The organism is Streptomyces sp. NPDC015127 (assembly GCF_043080095.1).
Classification (GTDB): domain Bacteria; phylum Actinomycetota; class Actinomycetes; order Streptomycetales; family Streptomycetaceae; genus Streptomyces.
In genome coordinates this window covers 283768-305243 of the sequence record NZ_JBIBVE010000007.1, presented here as the reverse complement: position 1 = coordinate 305243, position 21476 = coordinate 283768, and the positions used below count along the sequence as shown (strand labels likewise).

Sequence of the window (21476 nt, the reverse complement as noted above, 5' to 3'; positions counted from 1 at the left end):
CCGTAAATTTTTGCGCTTTGGTGCGGCTGATGAGGCCGATGGCTAGACGTCGGGGCGGGCGCCCCGTGTGGCGCCCGCCGATGCGGCCACCACGCACAGCACCGCGATCCAATGCGACCAGTGCAGCGACTCCTGGAGCACGATGAGGCCGACGAGGGCCGCCATCGCTGGTTCGAGGCTCATCAGAATGCCGAATACGCGCGGTGGGATCTTGCGTAGTGCTTCCAGATCCAGCGAGTACGGGATCACCGAGGACAACAGCGCCACGCCGAGCCCCGCAACCAGGACCCACGGCTGGATCAGCGCCGTTCCGCTGTCGGCCACGCCGAATGGCACAGCCACCAGTGCCGCGACGGCCATTCCCAGAGCCAGACCATTGCCTTCCGTGGTGTGGCGGCCCAGCGCCGCGCCGACCAGGATGTACAGGCCCCAGCACGTTCCCGCGGCGAGGGCGAACAGAAGACCGACAAGGTTGAGGTCGCCCCGTCCCCCCATCAGCAGGACCACACCGCCTGCCGCGAGCACGGCCCAGAAAGCGTCCAGCCATCGCCTCGACCCGGCCAGGGCCACCGCCAGCGGCCCGAGGAACTCGATGGTCACCGCGATCCCCAGCGGGATCCGGGCCAGCGCCAGGTAGAAGCACAGATTCATCAAGCCGAGAATCACGCCGTAGCTCAGCACCACTGTCCACGTGCGACGACTCATGCGCAGAGACGGCCGCCACAACAGCATCAGCACCACCGCCGCGAAAGACAGGCGCAACGCGACTGTCCCGAAGCTGCCCACTGTGCTGAACAGGTGCTTGGCCAGTGCCGAGCCCACCTGAACGCTGACGATGCCGAGCAGTACCAGTGCCGGTGGCGGGATCGCGTCGAAGGTACGTCCGGCCAGCGCGGTCAGGGAGGATCGGGGGGACGGGCCGCGTTGAGTCCTGTCGACGTTCATGGTGGCCACGCGTTAATTGTCGACGATCGGGCGCGGCGCGTCACGTGAATTTTCTTCACCTGGAGCGCGCCACCGACGGGGCAGGAACAAGGCGTTGGACACAGCGCCTGCGCCCCACGGCCGGTCTCGCCGGGCAGCGTCGGCGCCTTGACGTCGCAAGGCAGTCGCCACCCGGTTGAACCGGCGCGGGCCCCTGATACGGCGGCTAGCCGCCCCCGTTGGTGCGTGCGAGGCCGTGCTGCTCGGCCCAGGTGTTCGCCACGTCCTCCGGGTCCTTCTTCTCCTTGTCGACCAGGCGGTTGAGCTCCGTCAGTTGCTCGGTCGTCAGCTCGGCGCCCAGCCGGGCCAGCGCCTTGCGGACGGTCGAGTCGGCCTTGCGGTCGGCGATCAGTGGCACGACGTGCTGGCCGGGGATCAGGTTCTTGGGGTCGGTGAGCACCACCCAGCCCTCGGCGGCGATGTCCGTGTCGGTGGTGAACAGGTTGGCGACGTCGACGTCGCCCTTCTTCAGCGCGCCCTTGACCAGCGGGCCGGAAGAGTCCAGCGACTTGAACTCCTTGAACTCCACACCGTATTCGTCCTTCAGACCGACCACGCCGACGACCCGCTTCTTCACCTCGGGTGCCGCGCCGATGACCAGCTTTCCGTTCTGCTTCGCCAGGTCGGCCAGTGTCCTGAGGCCGTACTTGCCCGCGGTCTCCCGGGTGACGGCGAAGGCGTCGGAGTCCTCGGCCAGGCCGTAGGGAAGGATCTGCAGGCCCGCCGGGAGGGCGACGGCGAGGGCGTTCTGCATCTCGCCCTCCTCGGTGGCCTTCGCCTTCGGGTCGAGGTAGTGCAGAAGCGCTCCCTGGTACTCCGGGAGCAGGTCGATGTCTCCGCTCCGCAGCGCGGGGATGAGGATCTCGCGGGTGCCGAGGTTGGGGCGGACCGTCGTCTTCACGCCTGCGGCCTCGAGCGTTGCGGCGTACAGGTAGCCGAGGATCTGGTTCTCGGTGAAGTTGGCCGTGCCGATGGTGACACCGTCCTTGCTGGAGCCTCCGCCCGACAAGGTGCCTCCCTGGCCTTCGAGGGAGGTGATGCCGCTGCTGCAGGCGGCGAGCGCGGGGACGGAGGACGCGGCGAAGAGGGCGCCGAGCAGGGTGCGTCGGTTCATGGGAAGTCCTTACGCGGGGCGGTTGCTGAAGAGGACGCGCTGGAGGCCGGAGAGCGCGAGGTCGAGCACGACGGCGACGACCGCGACGAGTACGGCGCCGCCGAGCACCTGCACGAGGTCGCGCTGGGCGAGGCCGTCGAAGACGTAGCGGCCGAGGCCGCCGAAGCTGACGTATGCGGCGATGGTGGCCGTCGCCACGACCTGGATCAGTGCGAGTCGCAGACCCGTCATGATCAGCGGCAGGGCCAGCGGGATCTCGACCTGGAGCAGGACCTGGTGGCCGCGCATACCCTGGCCGCGGGCCGCGTCCTTGATGTCGGGGTCGACGGCGGTCATGCCGGCGTAGGTGTTCGTCACGATGGACGGCACGGCAAGGGCGACCAGGGCCACGTAGACGGGTGTCATGGACAGTCCGCTGGCCAGGAAGACCAGGACCACCAGACCGACGGTGGGCAGCGCCCGGCCGAACGAGGACAGGTTGATGGCCAGGAAGGCGCCACGGCCGGTGTGCCCGATGAGCAGTCCGACGGGCAGTGCGATCAGGGCGGCGATCAGCGTCGCGAGGAGTGAGTACTGCAGGTGTTCGGCGAGCCGGAGGCCGATGCCGTCCGGGCCCGACCACTGTGCGCTGCTGGTCAGCCAGGAACCGAGATCCTTGAAGAGCTCGTACATCTCAGGCCCTTCCCTTCCTGGTCCAGGGGGTGAGGGCGTACTGCAGGGCGACGAGCAGCGCGTCCGCGATCAGTGCGAGGAGGAGTGTGAGGACGACGCCGACGACCACGGGGGTGGGGAAGTTGCGCTGGAAGCCGTCGGTGAACAGTTGGCCGAGGCCGCCGTCGCCGATGTAGGTGGCGACGCTGACGAGTGAGATCGACATGACCGTCGCGATCCGGACTCCGGCCATGATCACGGGGAGTGCGAGCGGCAGTTCCACGGTCAGGAGGGTGCGCAGGGGGCGTGTGCCCATGGCCTTGGCTGCTTCCCTGGTTCTGGCGGGTACGGAGTCGAGTCCCTCGACGGTGTTCCGGAGCAGCACGACGAGGGTGTAGATCGTCAGGCCGATGACCGTGGTGGTCCGGGTCAGGCCCGAGATCGGCAGGAGCAGGACGAATACGGCGATGGAGGGGATGGTGAACAGAACGTTGGACAGTCCGAGCAGGAAGCCGCGCAGGCTGCGCACGCGGTGGGCGAGCACGGCCAGGGGCACGGAGATGAGCAGCCCGAGGAGGACGGCGGACAGGGCTGCCTGGAGGTGGGAGAAGGTCAGGGCGGTGAGATCGCCGGCGTGGTCGGACACCCAGGACCATTCGAAGGTCATGCGGCGGCCCTCGCGGTGGAGTGCGCGGTACCGGCCCGGTCGTGGATTTCCTCACGTGCGGTGACGCCGGTCAGGATTCCGTCCGCGTCGACCCGGGCCACCAGGCCGGCGGGCGAGGCGACGGATTCGTTGAGGGCGGACAGCAGGGAGTCCGTGTCGCGCAGCGGACGTACGGGAAGCAGCGTTGCGGTGTCGCCCGCGTCCTTGTCGCGCCAGCCGAGGGGGACGCCCGAGGCGTCCACGGCCAGTTCCCAGCGGCCTCCGGCCGGCGCGGGGCCTTGCGGGACACCGGCCAGTGTGGAGAGCGACAGCAGCTTCAGCCCGCGCTCCGCGCCGAGGAAGTCGGCGACGAACGGGTCGGCGGGGCGTGCCAGGAGCTCTTCGGGCGGTGCGCACTGGACGAGATGGCCGCCGGTGCGGAACACGGCGATGCGGTCACCCAGCCGGACCGCCTCGTCGATGTCGTGCGTGACGAAGACGATGGTCTTGTTCAGTTCCTTCTGCAGGCGCAGCAGCTCGTCCTGGAGCTGGGTGCGTACGACGGGGTCGACCGCGCCGAAGGGTTCGTCCATCAGCAGCACGGGCGGGTCGGCAGCCAGGGCACGGGCCACGCCGACGCGCTGTTGCTGGCCGCCCGAGAGCTGGTGGGGGTAGCGCCTGCCGCTGTCTGCCGGCAGGCCGACGGTCTCGAGCAGTTCGGCCGCTCGGCTGCGGGCCTTCTTGCGTCCCCAGCCCAGCAGCAGCGGCACCGTGGCGATGTTGTCGATGATGGTGCGGTGGGGGAACAGGCCGGCCTGCTGAATGACGTATCCGATGGAGCGGCGCAGCTCCGCCGCGTCCTGTGACAGGACGTCCTTGCCGCCCACACGGATGGTGCCGGAGGTCGGCTCGACCATGCGGTTGATCATGCGGAGCGTGGTGGTCTTGCCGCAACCGGAAGATCCGACCAGGACGGTGACACCGCCCTGCTCCATCTCCAGTGAGAGATCGTGGACTGCTGTGGTGCCGTTGGGGAAACGCTTGTTGACTGCCTCGAAGTTGATCATCACTCGTCCCTTGCCGGGGCTGCATATAGTCATGCAGAGTTCTTGGTGACTGAATAACTTGTCAATGCCTTCGGGTAAATCGCTCGTTACACGCGCCCGACAGGCAAGACGGACCGTCCGAAATAGGAGGGCTGCACCAAATGGCGTCTCAAATGGTGGACTCCGGCGCAGACATCGTGATCCTCGACGGGCAGCACCTCCGAGCGGCAGATGTCGTCCGGCTCGCCGACGGCACGGCCCGTCCCGAACCGGAAGCGGCAGCGCTCAAGCGGGTGGAACTCTCCTGGCACACCGCCCGGGAGCTTGCGGCGTCCGGCAGGGTCTACGGACGCTCCACCGGAGTCGGCGCCAACCGGAATGCTGACGTGCCCACCGAAGCCGCTGCCGACCACGGCCTGCGACTGCTCCGCTCCCACGCCGGCGCGATCGGTGACCCGCTCCCCGCCCGCGAGGTCCGCGCCATGCTCGCCGTCCGCGCCAATCAGCTCCTCGCCGGCGGTGCCGGCCTGCGGCCGGGTGTCGTCACAGCGCTGTGCAAGGCACTGGAGAACGGCGTCCACCCGGTGATCAACGAGTTCGGGTCGGTCGGCACCGGCGACATCGCGGCCCTCGCCCAGATGGGCCTCGCCCTCGCCGGCGAACACCCCTGGCAGGGAGGCCCCTCCCCCGAAGCACAGAGCCTCGACAACAACGACGCCCTCGCGCTCATCAGCTCCAACGCCCTCACCCTGGGGCAGGCCGCCCTGGCCCTCGACGAACTGCGCGCGCTCGTCACGGCCACCGAGTTGGTCGCCGCTCTCTCGCTCCTGGCCGTCGACGGCTCGTTCGAGGCCTACGCGGAGCCCGTGCACGCAGCCCGTCCGCACCCCGGCAGCTACGCGGTCGCAGCCCGCATGCGCGTACTGCTCGGTGCCCCCGAGCGGCCCAACCCGCCCCTCGGCCGGATCCAGGACCCTTATGGATTCCGCTGCCTGCCGCAGATCCACGGGCCCACGCACGAGGCGGCGGACGCACTGGAGCGCACCCTCGACATCGAGATCAACGCGGCCGCCGAGAACCCACTGATCCGGCCGGACGACATGGCCGCCTACCACCACGGCGGCTTCTATCTGGCTCAACTCGCCCTGGCACTGGACCACTTCAGGCTTGCGATCAACCAGACCGCGCGCCTTTCCACCTCGCGGCTCGCCGCCCTGAACGAACCCGCCTACACGAGGCTGAACCCCTTCCTCGCCGACGCCGAACCGGCGAGCTCGGGCGTCATGATCCTCGAGTACGCCGCCGGAGCGGCCCTCGGCGAACTGCGCGCATTCTCCGCACCCGCCTCGCTCGGACACGCGGTGCTCTCCCGCGGAGTCGAGGAACAGGCCAGCTTCGCCTCACTGGCGGGGCGTCAGACGCTCCGCGCGGCACGGGCCTTTCGGCTCGTCGTCAGCTGCGAACTCGTCGCCGCCGTACGCGCTCTGCGCCAGCGCGGCATACGCCCCGACCCCGCACTCCCGGTAGGCGCCGCGTTCCACATCGCGGACACGGTCCTCGACGAGGAGCAGGCAGACCGGCCCCTCACCGAGGACGTGACCGCGGGGGCCGAACTCCTCGACCGCTTCACGTGTTTGGCGACGACACAGAAGCAGCAGCGGTCCGAGCACCGCGGAGAGGGCTGACGGTGCGCCGAGGCCCGGAACCGGTGCCGGAAGGCACGCGATCGCGTGCGCGGTTCGCGCGGTCAGGCGCAGCCACACCGCCGTGTCCCGTGGCAGACGTCCGTCGGTCGCGAGCGGGCCGCTGGACAGCAGCAGCCGCTCGTGCGGCGGGAGGGCGGCGGGCGCGCCCGGGCGGCGCGCCCTGTGTCGGGGCCGCCGGTGGCCGCCCCTGCATCAGAAAGTGGTGTTGCGGCTGTGCCTCAGTATCCGCGCTCGATCCACTCCGCGAGATGTGGTGCTTCCTGCCCGATGGTGGTGCTGTCACCGTGCCCTGTGCGCACCACGGTGTCGTCGGGGAGGGTGAACAGCTGGTCTCGTATCGATGTGATGATGGTCGGGAAATGCGAGTAGGAGCGGCCTGTTGCGCCGGGACCTCCGGCGAACAAGGTGTCGCCGGTGAAGACGGTGCCGAGGCCGGGGCAGAAGAGACTGACGGAGCCGGGGCTGTGGCCGGGCGTGTGCAGCACTGTCAGTTCCAGGCCGGCGACGGTCAGCTGCTGGCGGTGTCTCACGAGCCGGTCCGGGAGGCGGTCGTCGTGGACGGCCTCCCACAGGAGGTGATCGTCGAGGTGGAGCAGGATCGGCGCTTCTGTGAGCTTGGCGAGGTGTGGGGCGGCGTTGATGTGGTCGTTGTGCCCGTGTGTGCACACGATGGCCTTGAGGGTGCGGCCGCCCAGCGCTGTTGCGATCTTTTCCGCGTCGTGTGCGGCATCGATGACGATGGCTTCGCTGTCGTCTCCGACGATCCAGACGTTGTTGTCGACTTCCCAGGTTCCGCCGTCCAGGCTGAAGGTGCCGGAGGTGACGACGCGGTCGATACGGATGGTGTTCACAGCAGCACCACCGAGCGCAGCACCTCACCCTTCTGCATGCGGGCGAAGGCCTCTTCGACGCTGTCGAGAGGGATGGTCTCCGAGACGAATGCGTCCAGGCCCAGGCGGCCTTGCAGATAGAGATCGATCAGCAGGGGAAAGTCCCGGCTGGGCAGGCAGTCCCCGTACCAACTGGACTTGAGTGCGCCGCCGCGCCCGAAGACGTCGAGCAGCGGCAGCTCCAGCGACATGTCGGGGGTGGGGACGCCGACCAGCACGACCGTTCCGGCGAGGTCGCGCGCGTAGAAGGCCTGCTGGTAGGTCTCCGGCCGTCCCACGGCGTCGATGACCACGTCGGCGCCGTGTCCGTCTGTCAGGTCCCGCACCGCCCCAACCGGTTCAGTGGCACGGGAGTTGATGGCATGGGTGGCGCCCATCGCGCGTGCCGTGTCGAGCTTGCGATCGTCGATGTCGATCGCGATGATCTTCGCGGCACCGGCGAGGCGGGCTCCGGCGATTGCCGCGTTGCCGACGCCTCCGCAGCCGATGACGGCGACCGTGTCGCCCCGAGTGACCTGGCCCGTGTTCAGGGCGGCTCCCGGACCGGCCATGATGCCGCAGCCGAGGAGACCGGCTGCCGCCGGGGAAGCGGAAGGGGCGACCTTGGTGCACTGGCCGGCCGCGACCAGGGTCTTGTCGGCGAAGGCGCCGATGCCCAGGGCGGGCGACAGCTCGGTCCCGTCTGCCAGGGTCATCTTCTGTGTCGCATTGTGGGTGGCGAAGCAGTACCAGGGACGGCCCCGGCGGCAGGCCCGGCATGCGCCGCACACCGCCCGCCAGTTGAGAATGACGAAGTCGCCGGGAGCGACGTCGGTGACGCCGTCACCGACGGCTTCGACGACGCCTGCCGCTTCGTGCCCGAGCAGGAAGGGAAAGGCGTCGTCGATACCGCCCTCGCGGTAGTGCAGGTCGGTGTGGCACACCCCGCACGCCTGGATCTTGACGACGGCCTCCCCGGGGCCGGGGTCGGGGATGACGATGGTCTCCAGGGAGACCGGCCGCCCCTGGGCACGTGCTACGACCCCCCGTACTTCTTGCGACATGACGTTCCTTTCGGGGCTTCACTGTGTGACCTTGCGGGACGCGTTGCTGTCCGTGCGTGCTGTCCCGTTGGCCTCGTGCGGCTCGAACCCACCCTGCGTCGGCAGGGGCGGCGGTCCATGGAGGGAGGAGGAGGCCGACGACCCTCAATACGTGGCCTCCTCCTCCGTTGCCGCAGGCAACGCGGCGGCAGGGCGCTGGCCCGGCAGACGAACACAGCAGTGCGGTACTGGTCCGTGATGCCGGCGGGAATGCCACACGAAACGGGCGGGATGAGCCGACCCGCCCGTCCGCCCCTGCCGTCGCCTCTGCCTGCGGCCGATCGAGAAGCCCCCGCAGGGCTGCGGTGTCATTCACGACGCCGGCTCGGGGGCATCAGGGTCAGCTGAAGACCACGGTCCGGTTGCCGTGGAGCAGGATGCGGCCCTGGCAGTGCCAGTTGACGGCGCGGGCCAGCGCCAGACGTTCAGCGTCACGGCCGACGGTGACGAGCTGGTCCGGGCCGGCGCGGTGGTCGACGCGGATGACTTCCTGCTCGATGATCGGTCCTTCGTCCAGGTCGGCGGTGACGTAGTGGGCGGTGGCGCCGACGAGTTTCACCCCGCGGCGGTGGGCCTGGTGGTACGGCTTGGCTCCGGCGAAGCTCGGCAGGAAGGAGTGGTGGATGTTGATGGCCCGGCCTTCCAGCTGCTTGCACAGGTCGTCGGAGAGCACCTGCATGTAGCGGGCGAGGACGACGAGATCGATGCGGTGTTCCTCCACCAGAGCCAGCAGCCGGGCTTCCGCCTCGGGCTTGGTGTCGGCCGTGACCGGGACGTGCTCGAACGGCACGCCCTCGGCCGCGGCCAGTGGCTCGAGGTCGGGATGGTTGGACACCACCAGGACGATCTCGGCGTCCAGTGCGTTGCTGCGCCACCGGTAGAGCAGGTCGGCCAGGCAGTGGTCGAACTTCGACACCATCACCAGCACGCGCGGCTTGAGAGCCGCGTCCCTGAACTCCCATTCCATCCGGAAGGTGTCGGCCACGGAGGCGAAGGTGTCCCGCAGACGGTCCACGGTGATCCCTGCGGTGGGGCCGGTGAAGCTGGTGCGCAGGAACACACTGCCGTGCTCGGCGTCGTCGAACTGCTGATGCTCGGTGATGTCGCACCCGTGCCCGAGGAGGAACGACGTCACGGCATGGAGGATGCCGGGGCGCTCGGGGCAACTGAGGGTCAGGACGAACTCGCTGTTCATTAATGGCTCCTCAGCACTCGACGACGTTGAGGGCGAGACCGCCGCGGGCGGTCTCCTTGTACTTGTCCTTCATGTCCGCTCCGGTTTCCCGCATGGTCTTGATCGCCTTGTCGAGCGAGACGTGGTGTTTGCCGTCGCCGTGCAGGGCCATGCGTGCCGCGGTGATGGCTTTGAGGGAGGCGACCGCGTTGCGTTCGATGCAGGGGATCTGGACCAGACCGCCGACCGGGTCGCATGTCAGGCCGAGGTTGTGCTCGATGCCGATCTCCGCGGCGTTCTCCACCTGCTCCGGGGTTCCGCCCAGGACTTCGGCCAGGCCGGCCGCGGCCATCGAGCAGGCGGAGCCGACCTCGCCCTGGCACCCGACCTCGGCCCCGGAGATGGAGGCGTTCTCCTTGAACAGCACACCGATGGCGGCCGCGGTCAACAGGAAGCGGACGATGCCGTCGGGGCCTGCGCCGCGTACGAAGCGCTCGTAGTAGTGCAGGACCGCCGGGACGATGCCGGCCGCCCCGTTGGTCGGGGCGGTCACCACCCTGCCGCCCGCCGCGTTCTCCTCATTGACGGCCAGCGCATACAGGGTGACCCACTCCATGGCGTGCAGGGAGTCGGTCTCGCCCTCGGCGTCCGCCGCCAGCAGCTTGCGCTGCAGGGCTGCCGCCCGGCGGCGCACCTTCAGGCCGCCGGGCAGCACCCCGTCGTGCGCGCAGCCCTGGCGCACGCACTCCTGCATCACCGACCAGATGTGCAGGAGGCCGGCGCGGACTGCGTCCTCGCTGCGCCAGGCCAGTTCGTTCTCCATCATGATCGAGCTGATCGGCAGTCCGGTGGCCCGGGTGTGCGCCAGCAGCTCGGCGCCCGTGGTGAAGGGGTAGCGCACCGGTGTGCTGTCCGGGACGATCTGCGGGCTGTCGGCCGCACTGTCGTCCACGACGAAGCCGCCACCGACGGAGTAGTACGTACGCAGTGCCAGGCGGCGCCCGTCGTGGGCGGTGGCCTCGAAGGTCATGGCATTGGAGTGGAAGGCCAGCCGCTTGCTGCGGTGCAGGACCACGTCGTCGTCGAGCTGGAAGGCAATGGTGTGCTTGCCCAGCAGCCGCAGGCTCTGCGTCGCGTGGACACGGTCCATCGTCGGCTCCGCGACGGCAGGGTCGACGAGCTCGGGTACCTCGCCCTCCAGGCCCAGGACAACGGCCTTCACACTGCCGTGGCCGTGACCGGTGGCGCCCAGCGAGCCGAACAGCTCGACATGTACGTGACTCGTCTCCTCCAACAGGCCGTCCTGCTCCAGGGCGTACACGAAGGTGTGCGCCGCACGCATCGGGCCCACGGTGTGGGAGCTGGAGGGCCCGATGCCGACCTTGAACATGTCGAAGACACTGATGCTCACCCAGTGCCTCCGCGGTATTCCGTGCAGGCGTCGACGAGCCAGGTGGCCAGGTAGGACGCGAACGAGGAGCGGACCAGCAGCCACACGCCGGAGGCCGCTTCTCCGCGCACCACGAGGGTGATCGGGGCCTGCGCCAGCACCGTTGTCAGGCACGAACCGACGGGCGTCACCCGGGGATCCAGATCGATGGCACAGCCCTGGGCCAGCACCGTGCGGACGAGGTGCCCGGACAGGGCCAGCGTGGTGCGCTGCGCCGAGACGTCGGTGACGGTGGCGAACTCGTCACCGATGGCCGACCGCAACTGCGCGACGAGGTCGTCCTGTTGGCCTTCGGGGGCCACGAGGAGCCATTCGTCCGGGCCCATCCACAGCACCTTGACGTCGCCGGACATCTCGGCGCGCAGGGGGCCCGGCAGTGTGATACCCAACGAGGCCTCGACGGCCTGGGCCGCGGGGCTGCCGGGTCGCAGCCGCAGGGTGAGCTGGGTCAGGAACGGCAGTTCCCTCACCTGCATTCCGGTGGGCAGCTGCGCCAGGTCGTCCCGCCATGCGGAGAGCGGGCTGTAGCGAGTGGGCGTCTCAACCGTCACGGCGAGTTCCCTCCTTGTCGAAGAGCACAGGGTCGGTCACGGTCACCGGGACGGTCCGGCCGTCCAGCGGGACGTAGAGGGTCTCGCCGATGCGCTGGGTTCCCGAGCGCACCAGTGCCAGGGCGAACGTCCGCTGCAGGGCGTCGCTGCGGTAGCTGGAGGTGACATGGCCCAGCATGGGTACCGGTGGCGCCGGAATGGTGCTGGTGGCGATGATCTGGGCGCCTTCGGGCAGCAGGACCCGCTCGTCGGCCGGCAGCAGACCCACCAGCTGCTTGCGGTCGCCGCGCTGGTTCTCCTCGCGGGAGAAGGACCGCTTGCCGACGAAGTCCGGCTTCTTCTTGGACACGACCCACGACATGCCCAGGTCCTGCGGGGTGATGGTGCCGTCGGTGTCCTGCCCGATGATCGGGTAGGCCTTCTCGGCGCGCAGTACGTGCATCGTCTCGGTGCCGTACGGGGTGATGCCGAACGGGCTGCCGGCCGCGTACAGGGCCTTCCACACGGTGATGCCGTCCCAGGCGGGCACGTTGATCTCGTAGGCGAGTTCACCGGAGAAGCTGATGCGGCACACCCGCGCCGGGATGCCGGCGACGGTGGCGTCCTTCCAGGACATGAACGGGAAGGCGTCGTTGTCGATGTCCAGGCCGGGGGCCACCAGGGCCAGCACGTCGCGGGAGCGGGGGCCGACCAGGGGGATGGTCGCCCAGTGCTCGGTGACGGAGGTGAGGTGCACGCGCAGGTCGGGCCACTCGGTCTGCAGCCACTCCTCCATCCATTCGAGGATCCTGGCCGCGTTGCCGGTGGTCGTGGTCAACAGGAACTCCTGCTCGGACACACGGATCACGGTGCCGTCGTCGATGGCCATGCCGTCGACGCCGCACATCACGCCGTAGCGGACCCGGCCGACCTTCAGCGTGCTCATCATGTTCGTGTAGAGCCGGTCGAGCAGCACGCCGGCGTCCGGGCCCTGCACATTGATCTTGCCGAGCGTGGAGCCGTCCATCATGGCGACGCCCGTGCGGGCCGCCCGGCACTCGCGCAGCACCGCCTCGTCCATGGTCTCGCCCGTCTGCGGGTAGTACCAGGGACGCTTCCACTGGCCGACGTCCTCGAACAGGGCGCCGTGCTCGACATGCCAGGGGTGCAGCGCGGTCACCCGGACCGGATCGAACAGCTCTCCGCGATTGCGGCCCGCGAAGGCGGCGAAGGCCACGGGCACGGCGGGCGGACGCAGGCGCATGGTGCCCAGGTCGGCGACGTCCACTCCGAGCGCCTCGGCGACGATGCCCGAGGTCATCACACCCGACGTGCGGCCCTGGTCGTGGGCGGTGCCGATGGTGGTGTAGCGCTTGACGTGCTCCACCGACCGCAGGCCTGCCCCGGTCGCCCGCAGTACGTCGGCGACGTGGGCGTCGCGCTGCAGGTCGACGAACTGGTGCGAGCCGTCCGGGTCCTGCGGGCTCGGGACTCGCCACAGCACCCGGCCGGGTGCCGCGTCCGGAAGCGGGGCGGCGGCCGGCAGGGCGATCATCGGGCCGGTCCTGCCGAGGGCGGACAGGGCCCGCCGGGCGGCGTCCGCGCCGTCGGCCAGAGCGCCGGTCAGGGTGAAGGTGCCGCTTGCCGCTCCCGCCGTACGGACGCTGTCCAGCGCCTCGGCGGGCACGAAGGCTCCGATCCCGGCGTCGTAGCGCAGGGCGCCGCGGGCCTGGCTGAACAGCGCCACCGCCGGGTTCCAGCCACCGGAGACGAGCAGCAGATCGCAGTCGATTCCCTGCCGGTCGCCGAGGCGTCCCTGGCTGAAGGCGGCGACATGGGCGCGGGAGACGCGTTCGACGCCGCTGGTGCCGGTGACGACGTGGCCCGCGCGTACGTCGATGCCCCGCTCGTCGCACGCGGTGCGCCAGTGCGCCGGCACCTCCTCGCGGGCGTCGACCACCGCGGCGATCCGAACGCCTGCGTCGGCCAGTTCGAGCGCTGCCGGATAGGCGCTGTCGTTCGTGGTGAACACGACGGCCTGCTGACCGGGCAGGACACCGAAGCGGTTGAGGTAGGTGCGCGCCGAGCCGGCCAGCATGATCCCGGGGCGGTCGTTGTCGTCGAAGGCGACCGGCCGCTCGTAGGCGCCGGTGGCGAACACGACCTGCTTGGCGCGGATGCGCCAGATCCGCTGCCGCGAGACGTGGGCGGGTGCCGCGGCGCCGAGGTGGTCGGTCCGCTTCTCCAGGGCCAGGACGAGTCCGTCGTCGTAGTGGCCGAAGGCGGTGGTGCGCTGCAGTATCTGCGCGTCGGCACAGGCGTCGATCTCCGCGACGACGTCCTTGACCCACGCGGTCGCCGGTGCGCCGTCGAGCAGTTCCTGGGTGCCGAGCAGCGACCCGCCGGGCTGCGGGAGCTCGTCGACGAGGATCACGCGGGCTCCGGACCGGGCAGCCGTCAGCGTGGCGGCGAGGCCGGCCGGGCCGGCGCCGACGACCAGTACGTCGCAGTGGGCGTGCATGGTGTCGTAGCGGGCCGTGTCGGGCTGGCTGCTCAGCCGGCCCTGGCCGGACAGGCCCCGTGCGACGAGGCCCTCGTACAGCTCGACGGTGGTGGCCGTGAGCATGGGCTCGGGGAAGGGGGCCTCGATCTGCACGAGCGCGTTGGGCTCTTCGGCTCCGGCGGCCAGGACACCGCGCGGCCGTCCGTACTTGATGCTGGTGGCCACGTGGTGCACGCCGTTGGCCAGCAGGGCCGAGGCGAGGGTGTCGCCGGGATGCCCGGTGTAGGCGGTGCCGTCGAAGATGAAGGAGAGTGTGGTGTCGCGGTCGATGAGGCCACGCTCGGATCGACCGCGGGCACGGAACGGGGTGTTCATCGGCTGGCCTCCTGGCCCTTCCGCTGCTGTGCGGCGGGGGTGGTGCTCGTCGTGGCGGGGAGCTCGGCACTGGTCGCCTCGACCGTGAGGAACTCGTGGGTGACGGTGTCGCGCACGGCGTTGAACCAGCGCCGGCAGCCGGCCGAGTGCACCCACCGCTCGGCGAACGGGCCCTTGGGGTTGTCGCGGAAGAAGACGTACTGGGCCCACTGCTCGTCGTCGAGCGCGTACGGGTCGTCGGGGTAGGCGACGTGCGCCTGTCCGCCGTAGTGGAATTCGGTTTCCTCGCGCTCACCGCACCAGGGGCAGGCTATGAGCTGCATGTCGATCTCCTTGGCTGGGGCGGGGTCAGTGGGCGACGCCGGCTGCGCCGTGCTCGTCGACCAGGGCGCCGGTGGTGAAGCGAGAGAGGGTGAAGGGTGCGTTGTACGGGTGCGGTTCGCCGGTGGCGACGGTGTGCGCGTAGCACCAGCCGACGCCGGGGGTGGCCTTGAAACCGCCGGTGCCCCAGCCGCAGTTGAGGTAGAGGCCCTCGACGGAGGTCGGCCCGACGATGGGGGACGCGTCCGGCGTGACATCGACGATTCCGGCCCAGGTGCGCAGCATGTGGGCGCGGGCGAAGACGGGGAAGAGCTCCAGTGCGGCGGCCATCTGGCGCTCCAGGATGTGGAACGCGCCGCGCTGACCGTAGCCGTTGTAGCTGTCGATGCCGGCCCCCATCACGAGCTCGCCCTTGTGGGCCTGGGAGACGTACACGTGCACGGCGTTCGACATGACCACGGTCGGGTGCACCGGTTCGAGCAGTTCCGAGACCAGCGCCTGCAGCGGGTGGCTCTGCAGCGGAAGCCGCAGGCCGGCCATGGAGGCCAGTACGGAGGAGTGCCCCGCGGCCGCGAGCGCGACCTTCCCGGCGGCGATGCGGCCACGCGTGGTCCGCACCCCTGTCACGCGGCCGCCCTGGATGTCGATGCCGGTGACTTCGCAGTCCTGGATCAGGTCGATGCCGTAGTCGTTGGCCCTGCGCGCGAAGCCCCAGGCGACGTAGTCGTGCTTGGCGATGCCGGCGCGCGGCTGGTAGGTGGCGCCCAGCACCGGGTAGCGCACGTCGGGTGAGACGTTGACGATGGGGCAGACCTTGGCGACCTCGTCCGGCTCCAGCCACTCGGCGTCGATGCCGTTGAGCTGGTTGGCATAGACGCGGCGCTTGCTGTCGCGGATGTCCTGGAGGCTGTGGGCGAGGTTGAGTACGCCCCGCTGGCTGAAGAGGATGGGGTAGTCGAGGTCCTCCTCGAGGGTCTCCCACAGCTTCAGCGAGTGCTCGTAGATGCCGGAGCTCTCGTCCCACAGGTAGTTGGAGCGGATGATGGTGGTGTTACGGGCCATGTTGCCGCCCGCGAGCCATCCCTTCTCCAGGACCGCGATGTTGGTGATGCCGTGGTTCTTGGCCAGGTAGTAGGCGGTGGCCAGGCCGTGCCCGCCGCCGCCGACGATGACGACGTCGTACGACGGCTTGGGGTCGGGATTGCGCCACAGGAAGTCGGGGTGGTCCGGCAGGACGTCCCCGGGCGTGGCGGGAGCGTTGTCGTGGTGCATTACTGACCAGCCTCCTGGGCTGCGGGCTGCGGAGCGACGGGGTACAGCGGGAAGCGGTCGGTCAGGACCTGGACGCGTGCGCGCAGCGCGGCGGCCACCTGATCGTCGAAGCCGGGCAGGAAGGCCGTCGCGATGATGTCGGCGACCTCGGTGAACTCCTCCGCCCCGAAGCCGCGGGCGGCCAGTGCGGGGGTGCCGATACGGACTCCGGAGCTGACCATCGGGGGGCGCGGGTCGAAGGGGACGGCATTGCGGTTGACGGTGATGCCGACCTGGTGCAGCCGGTCCTCGGCCTGCTGGCCGTCGAGATCGGAGTTGCGCAGGTCCACCAGGACCAGGTGCACGTCCGTGCCTCCGGTCAGCACGCTGACCCCGGCGGCCCGGGTGTCCTCGGCCAGCAGCCGCTTCGCCAGGATCGCGGCTCCTTCCAGAGTGCGGCGCTGGCGGTCGGCGAACTCCGGCTGGGCGGCCATCTTGAAGGCCACGGCCTTCGCCGCGATGACGTGTTCGAGGGGGCCGCCCTGCTGGCCGGGGAAGACCGCCGAGTTGATCTTCTTGGCGAGTTCGGCGGTGGACAGGATCACACCGCCGCGGGGACCGCCGAGCGTCTTGTGGGTCGTGGTGGTCACCACATGCGCGTGGGGTACGGGCGAGGGGTGCAGGCCGGTGGCGACCAGGCCCGCGAAGTGGGCCATGTCGACCATCAGGTAGGCGCCGACCTCGTCCGCGATGCGGCGGAAGGCGGCGAAGTCCAGCTGCCGGGGGTAGGCCGACCAACCGGCCACGATCAGCTTCGGCCGGTGCTCGTGGGCGAGCTTGCGGACCTGCTCCATGTCGATGCGGTGGTCGAGTTCGCCGACCTGGTAGGCCGCCACCTTGTACAGGCGTCCGGAGAAGTTGATCCGCATGCCGTGGGTGAGGTGGCCGCCGTGCGCCAGGTCCAGCCCCAGGATGGTGTCGCCGGGCTGCAGCAGGGCGGCCATGACGGCCGCGTTGGCCTGGGCGCCGGAGTGGGGCTGCACGTTGGCGGCCTCGGCTCCGAAGAGCTCCTTGATGCGGTCGATCGCGAGTTGCTCGATGGCGTCGACGTGCTCGCAGCCGCCGTAGTAGCGGCGGCCGGGGTAGCCCTCGGCGTACTTGTTGGTGAGCACCGAGCCCTGGGCCTGCATGACGGCGAGCGGCGCGAAGTTCTCGCTCGCGATCATCTCCAGGGTGCCGCGCTGCCGAGCCAGCTCCGCCTCGATCGCCGTGGCGATCTCGGGATCGAAGTCGTGGAGCTGAGCGCCGAGAACCGCGGACCGGGCCGCTTGCTGGTCGGGGGTGTGGGCGGTCATGAAAACTCCCTCGGGAGCAACTAAAAGACGACTGATATATCAACTTCCTGTTGCGATACACTAGGAGCGCGGATCGGGCCGCGTCAAGGGAGGATTTGGAGTGACTTCTTCGACCATCGCTGGTCAGGGCCATGGAACGCTGGCCGACCAGGCATATCGCTCCATCTCGGACCGTCTTGTGACCCTCCAGATCCGCCCTGGAGAGCCCATCAACGACGAGCGGATCGCCGCTGAGCTCGGCTTCGGGCGCACCCCGGTCCGAGAAGCCCTCAAGCGGCTGGAACACGAGCGCCTGATCGTCGCCTACCCCCGGCGCGGCACCTTTGCCACCGAGGTGCAGATCGCCGATCTCGGACACATCTCGGAAGTCCGCCAGCAGCTCGAACCTCTGGCTGCGGCCCTGGCGGCCCAACGCGCCGGCGAGAGCGACCGCGACGCACTCAACCGGCTGCTGGCACAGCTGGCGGACGCATCCGACGACGGCGGCACGGACCTGATTCGGCTCGACATGGCCGTGCACCGTGCCATCTACGCCGCCACCCGCAACCCCTACCTCGAGGACACCTTGGTCAGGTACGACAACCTGGCCACGCGGATCTGGTGCCTGTTCACCGACCGGCTGCCGGGCCTGGCGGGCCACGTGCACGAGCACGGGCCGCTGCTGCGCGCCATCATCGACCGCGATGCGGAGAAGGCGGCGGCCCTTGCCGCGGGCCACGTGGAAGGGTTCGAGGCGGCGATCCGCGGCGTCATCTGACGCACGGAAGGCGTCGTTCCCTACGGGGGCGGATGCGGCGGCGCGGCAGGGTGTGCGGTCGTCAGACTTCGATCAGACAGCCTCTGCCTGGGGTTTGCGGGCGAGGAGTTGAACCTCCTGGAACTGTCGTCGATCGGTGGGCTGAGGCTCGCGAACCATCCGGGCCACCTCGGCCAACCCGGCCTTGCGCAGTAGCGCGGCGAGGTGATCAGGCGACCACCGATAGGCCGGCGCGACTGTGTGATCGAAGACCTGTGTCGGGTGAGACGGATCTTCGGTTGCCGAAAAGCCGACCAGAAGGTGGCCGCCAGGTGCCAGCACGCGGTGGAACTCCGCCAAGATGACGGGGAGTTCCTGCGGCGGAGTGTGGATGATGGACCAACGTGAGAGTACGCCGCCCAGCACGCCGTCAGCGATGTTCAATGCGGCCATCGAGCCCACGTCGAACCGCAGGCCCGGACAGGCCTGTCGAGCCAACTTGATCATCGCAGGAGAGGCATCGACACCGAACGCCGCCAGCCCCAGCTCGTCCAGATGAGCGGTGATATGGCCGGGCCCGCACCCCAGGTCCGCGACCTGACCGTCTCCATTCGCACGTACGAGCTCGGCGAAAGCACTCAAGATCGCGCGGTCCAGGGGACTGTCACGCAGTGTGTCGCGGAACAGCTGCGCATAGGTGAGGGCAGCAGCGTCATAGGCCTCGCGGGTGGCACTGAGGGCATCGTGTTCGACCATGCTCGCGACAGTAGTCCTTGGCGGCTGAGGCAAGCCGAGAGAATCATGATCTCCGCTCCCCCTGTTCGCCCGGCGCTGTAGCCAGTGGGCTTGTCATGCAGCCCTGGCCGGGTAATCGGTCCACTGCCGGATCGGTGACTCGGGTGCGAAGCCGATCTTCGGGTCGGCGGGGTCTGCCGGCCGGACGCCATCCTTTGGGCAGGCGTGTGCGCGGCGCCCCGCGGATCCCCCGGGCGCAGTCGGGGCCTGCCCGCCAAGGTGGTCCACAGGTGCGGATCGACGTCGTCCTCGGAGAGTTGGGCAATCATGAAGCGGGCGCACCGTTCGCTCTTCACCCGCCACTGGCGGGCCGCCTCGTTCCCATCGGCGTCGCGCAACGCGTCGTGGACCGCGGTGTCCTCGTCGGCGACGGTGTCGCAGGCCTGGCTGTATTCCATGTTCAGCACCGTGACGAACATGCGCAGGCGCGCCGTACCGGCCGATCGCACTCTCACAGGCTCTATGCCCGGGGAAGGAGGGCCACGCGGACGAGAGGTACGTCGATGACGGGAACGGCCAGTTCCCAGTGCCGGTCGACTGCCTGGACGGACACCAGCCGGAACAGTTCGCGTTTGATCCTGTGGCTGCCAGGCCCGGTCACCGGGGTGACACCGAAGAGGTGGAAGGGTGGCTTCACAGGGACGGGAGACCGACCAGGCCGCCCGAGCATGTCGGCAGAACTCCAGCAGATGGTGGCGGCTGAGGCAGGATCGAGAATCAGGTACCCCTGCCGGAAGCGGCCCTCCTCCCGAGCAAACGCCGTCACGGCCCTCGCCTGGCCGGCACGAAGTGCCGCGATGTCCGCTGACGACCGCTGCGTGGCCGCGCCCCGGAACGCCTCCATCAGCCTGCCGGGATGCCGCAACAGATCGCCAAGAGTCTGCGTTCCCGCCGCCCGCTGCACACGCCGCCCCACCAACGCCTCCCCCACCCTCGGCAGCCTCTCGACCGCGCCACGCAGACTCTAGCCCGGACAACGACTCCATCCAGGGGTGCAGTCCAGGATGGGGTCGGGTGACCCGGGGGTGGTATTTCCTCCGGGCACCCGACGCTCCTCACCGGGCCGCGCCGCACCGGAACCGTGGTCGGCTCCGGCACGCGAAGCCACCCGCTTGGTCCGCCCCGCCACGGTTCCACTGGTGGACTCTGATGCCGACCTCATGGCACTGGCGGGGCCGGCGTTGCCGACCAACGCCACCGCTACGGCTGACCCGAGCGCAAGATGCTTGGCAAATACAGTCATTCGGTCTCCCTGAGTGGGTTGGATCCACCTGTCCCAGGGTGGGACAGCACGGCGTGCCCGTACGGCAGTTGACAGCTCGAAACGCAGCACGTCAAAGTCCCGGCGTGAGCGAGATCAACGATCTGACCCCGGCCGAGGTACGGATATGGCGGGCCTTTCCGCGAGGCGAGCCCGTGGACTTCCGCGCCGCCGAGAACGAGGATCCCGCGCTCGGCAACACCTGGGGCGCCGAGCGGACCGTACGGGCCAGTGTGCTGCGGGCGCTGCTGCTCAAGGCTCCGCAGGAGGAGGGGGAGATCGCCTCGCTCAAGATCGCGGGGGCGCGCATCACCGGCGTGCTGGACCTGATGTACGCCAAGATCGACGCCGCCATCCGCCTGAGCCACTGCCACTTCGACGGCGCTCCCAACCTGTACGGTGCCCAACTGCGCCAGCTCAATCTGAGCACGTCCGTTCTGCCGGGCCTGACCGCGGCGACCTTGCGGGTCGAGGGGGTGCTGCGGATGACGGACTGCCGTGTGCGGGGGCCGGTGCGGCTCGGTGGGGCGCAGATCTCCGGGGCACTGTTCATGGAGCGGGCGGAGTTCACGGCGCCGGACGATTCCGAGCCGGTGCTGCAGCTCAACCAGGCCGCGATCGGGGACGACTTGTGGGCGCCGGAGATGCGCGCGCACGGACAGGTACGGCTCACCGGCGCCTCCGTCGCCGGGCGGATCAACGTTCAGGACGCCGAGTTCGACAAGCCCGATGGCACCGCGCTGGACGCGCAGAACCTCACCGTGGGAGCCCATGTACGGGCGCGGTGCATACGTGCCCAGGGCCGGATCGAGCTCCGGGGCTCGCGCATATCGGGCCGTCTCGACCTGCTCCACGCACACCTGTCGCATCCGGGCGACACGGCACTGCGGGCGAGCAGTTGTGTCATCGGTGAACTGTGGCTGCGCAGGGGCGATCGCATCGAGGGCGCCTTGAACCTACGGCGTTCTCACATAGAGATCCTGACCCTCGACCCGGAGATGCTGCCGGACCAGGTGCATCTCAGCAACCTCACGTACACCGCACTCACCCCGCACGAGCCCGCCGAGCGCCGCCTTCCGATGCTGGAACGGGACGGCGACCGGTATGAGCCGCACGGCTACGAGCAGTTGACGGCGGCCTACCGCCACGTCGGTGACGACGACGCCGCCCGGCTCGTCCAACTCGCCAAGCAGCGCCGCCGACGCACCACGCTCACCTGGTACGGGCGGCTGTGGGGTCACGTCCAGGACGCCACCGTCGGCTACGGCTTCCGCCCGTTGCGCGCGGCCGTGTGGCTGCTGTCCCTCATGACCATCGGATCGATCGCGTACGGCCTGGACCACCCACGGCCCATCAAGGCTGACGAGGGCCCTGACTTCAACCCCGTCTTCTACACCCTCGACCTGCTCCTGCCGATCATCAGCTTCGGCCCGGAGCCGGCGTTCGCCCCTGACGGCTGGCACCAGTGGCTGTCGTACGCCCTGATCATCACCGGCTGGATCCTGGCGACGACGATCGTCACGGGCGTGAGCCGTACGGTCAGCCGCCAATGACCCCTTTCAACGGTGGGGGTGTCCAGGTCGGCCGGTGCGGCCGACCTGGACGT

General features: G+C 69.4%; 16 protein-coding genes and 1 pseudogene. 3 read left to right on the top strand and 14 right to left on the bottom strand.

The features are described 5' to 3' along the window. Nucleotides 1-42: 42 nt before the first annotated feature. The 5 genes from ACF08N_RS16490 to ACF08N_RS16470 form a co-directional block, all read right to left on the bottom strand. On the bottom strand, nucleotides 43-945 hold the full coding sequence (locus ACF08N_RS16490; protein WP_392325393.1) for a DMT family transporter: 903 nt from the start codon (nucleotides 943-945) through the stop codon (nucleotides 43-45). Between the two features lie 205 nt (nucleotides 946-1150). Next, nucleotides 1151-2098: an ABC transporter substrate-binding protein gene (locus ACF08N_RS16485; RefSeq protein WP_392325303.1), complete on the bottom strand. Its 948-nt coding sequence runs from the start codon at nucleotides 2096-2098 to the stop codon at nucleotides 1151-1153. A gap of 9 nt (nucleotides 2099-2107) precedes the next feature. Further along, nucleotides 2108-2770: an ABC transporter permease gene (locus ACF08N_RS16480; protein ID WP_392325302.1), complete on the bottom strand. Its 663-nt coding sequence runs from the start codon at nucleotides 2768-2770 to the stop codon at nucleotides 2108-2110. A gap of 1 nt (nucleotide 2771) precedes the next feature. Then, nucleotides 2772-3416 carry an ABC transporter permease gene (locus tag ACF08N_RS16475; RefSeq protein ID WP_392325301.1) on the bottom strand — a complete coding sequence of 215 codons (645 nt, stop codon included), beginning with the start codon at nucleotides 3414-3416 and terminating at the stop codon, nucleotides 2772-2774. Then, the gene (locus tag ACF08N_RS16470; protein WP_392325392.1) at nucleotides 3413-4462 is read right to left on the bottom strand and encodes an ABC transporter ATP-binding protein; all 1050 of its coding nucleotides are present in this window, start codon (nucleotides 4460-4462) and stop codon (nucleotides 3413-3415) included. The genes ACF08N_RS16475 and ACF08N_RS16470 overlap by 4 nt, the downstream gene beginning before the upstream one ends. 140 nt (nucleotides 4463-4602) lie before the next feature. Between ACF08N_RS16470 and ACF08N_RS16465 the strand changes: the two genes are divergently transcribed. After that, nucleotides 4603-6126: an aromatic amino acid ammonia-lyase gene (locus ACF08N_RS16465; RefSeq protein WP_392325300.1), complete on the top strand. Its 1524-nt coding sequence runs from the start codon at nucleotides 4603-4605 to the stop codon at nucleotides 6124-6126. 239 nt (nucleotides 6127-6365) lie between these two features. On the opposite strand, the gene ACF08N_RS16460 is transcribed toward ACF08N_RS16465, so the two are convergent. The 8 genes and pseudogenes from ACF08N_RS16460 to glyA all read right to left on the bottom strand — a co-directional run bounded on the left by ACF08N_RS16460 (nucleotide 6366) and on the right by glyA (nucleotide 17078). Continuing rightward, complete coding sequence (locus ACF08N_RS16460) at nucleotides 6366-6998, bottom strand: MBL fold metallo-hydrolase (RefSeq protein WP_392325299.1); 633 nt, start codon at nucleotides 6996-6998, stop codon at nucleotides 6366-6368. Then, on the bottom strand, nucleotides 6995-8080 hold the full coding sequence (locus ACF08N_RS16455; protein ID WP_392325298.1) for an S-(hydroxymethyl)mycothiol dehydrogenase: 1086 nt from the start codon (nucleotides 8078-8080) through the stop codon (nucleotides 6995-6997). The genes ACF08N_RS16460 and ACF08N_RS16455 overlap by 4 nt, the downstream gene beginning before the upstream one ends. Before the next feature lie 379 nt (nucleotides 8081-8459). Continuing rightward, nucleotides 8460-9314, bottom strand: coding sequence for a formyltetrahydrofolate deformylase (gene purU, locus ACF08N_RS16450; RefSeq protein ID WP_392325297.1), 855 nt, complete (start codon nucleotides 9312-9314; stop codon nucleotides 8460-8462). A 10-nt stretch (nucleotides 9315-9324) separates the two neighbouring features. Then, the gene (locus ACF08N_RS16445; RefSeq protein WP_392325296.1) at nucleotides 9325-10704 is read right to left on the bottom strand and encodes an L-serine ammonia-lyase; all 1380 of its coding nucleotides are present in this window, start codon (nucleotides 10702-10704) and stop codon (nucleotides 9325-9327) included. Continuing rightward, nucleotides 10701-11294 (bottom strand): sarcosine oxidase subunit gamma, encoded by a 594-nt coding sequence (locus ACF08N_RS16440; protein WP_392325295.1) that lies wholly within the window; start codon nucleotides 11292-11294, stop codon nucleotides 10701-10703. Before ACF08N_RS16440 ends, ACF08N_RS16445 begins: the two co-directional genes overlap by 4 nt. Then, nucleotides 11284-14474: pseudogene (locus ACF08N_RS16435) on the bottom strand (sarcosine oxidase subunit delta family protein). The gene ACF08N_RS16440 and the pseudogene ACF08N_RS16435 overlap by 11 nt, the downstream one beginning before the upstream one ends. Before the next feature lie 25 nt (nucleotides 14475-14499). After that, nucleotides 14500-15744 (bottom strand): sarcosine oxidase subunit beta family protein, encoded by a 1245-nt coding sequence (locus tag ACF08N_RS16430; protein WP_392325294.1) that lies wholly within the window; start codon nucleotides 15742-15744, stop codon nucleotides 14500-14502. Continuing rightward, on the bottom strand, nucleotides 15744-17078 hold the full coding sequence (gene glyA / locus ACF08N_RS16425; RefSeq protein WP_392325293.1) for a serine hydroxymethyltransferase: 1335 nt from the start codon (nucleotides 17076-17078) through the stop codon (nucleotides 15744-15746). The genes ACF08N_RS16430 and glyA overlap by 1 nt, the downstream gene beginning before the upstream one ends. 100 nt (nucleotides 17079-17178) lie before the next feature. On the opposite strand from glyA, the gene ACF08N_RS16420 reads away from it, so the two are divergent. Next, nucleotides 17179-17835 (top strand): GntR family transcriptional regulator, encoded by a 657-nt coding sequence (locus ACF08N_RS16420; RefSeq protein ID WP_392325292.1) that lies wholly within the window; start codon nucleotides 17179-17181, stop codon nucleotides 17833-17835. A 72-nt stretch (nucleotides 17836-17907) separates the two neighbouring features. Here ACF08N_RS16420 and ACF08N_RS16415 read toward each other — a convergent pair whose 3' ends face one another. Further along, nucleotides 17908-18570 carry a class I SAM-dependent DNA methyltransferase gene (locus tag ACF08N_RS16415; protein WP_392325291.1) on the bottom strand — a complete coding sequence of 221 codons (663 nt, stop codon included), beginning with the start codon at nucleotides 18568-18570 and terminating at the stop codon, nucleotides 17908-17910. A gap of 1386 nt (nucleotides 18571-19956) precedes the next feature. Between ACF08N_RS16415 and ACF08N_RS16410 the strand changes: the two genes are divergently transcribed. Further along, entirely contained in the window at nucleotides 19957-21423 is a 1467-nt protein-coding gene (locus tag ACF08N_RS16410) for a membrane-associated oxidoreductase (protein WP_392325290.1), read from the top strand. The last annotated feature ends 53 nt before the right edge of the window (nucleotides 21424-21476 follow it).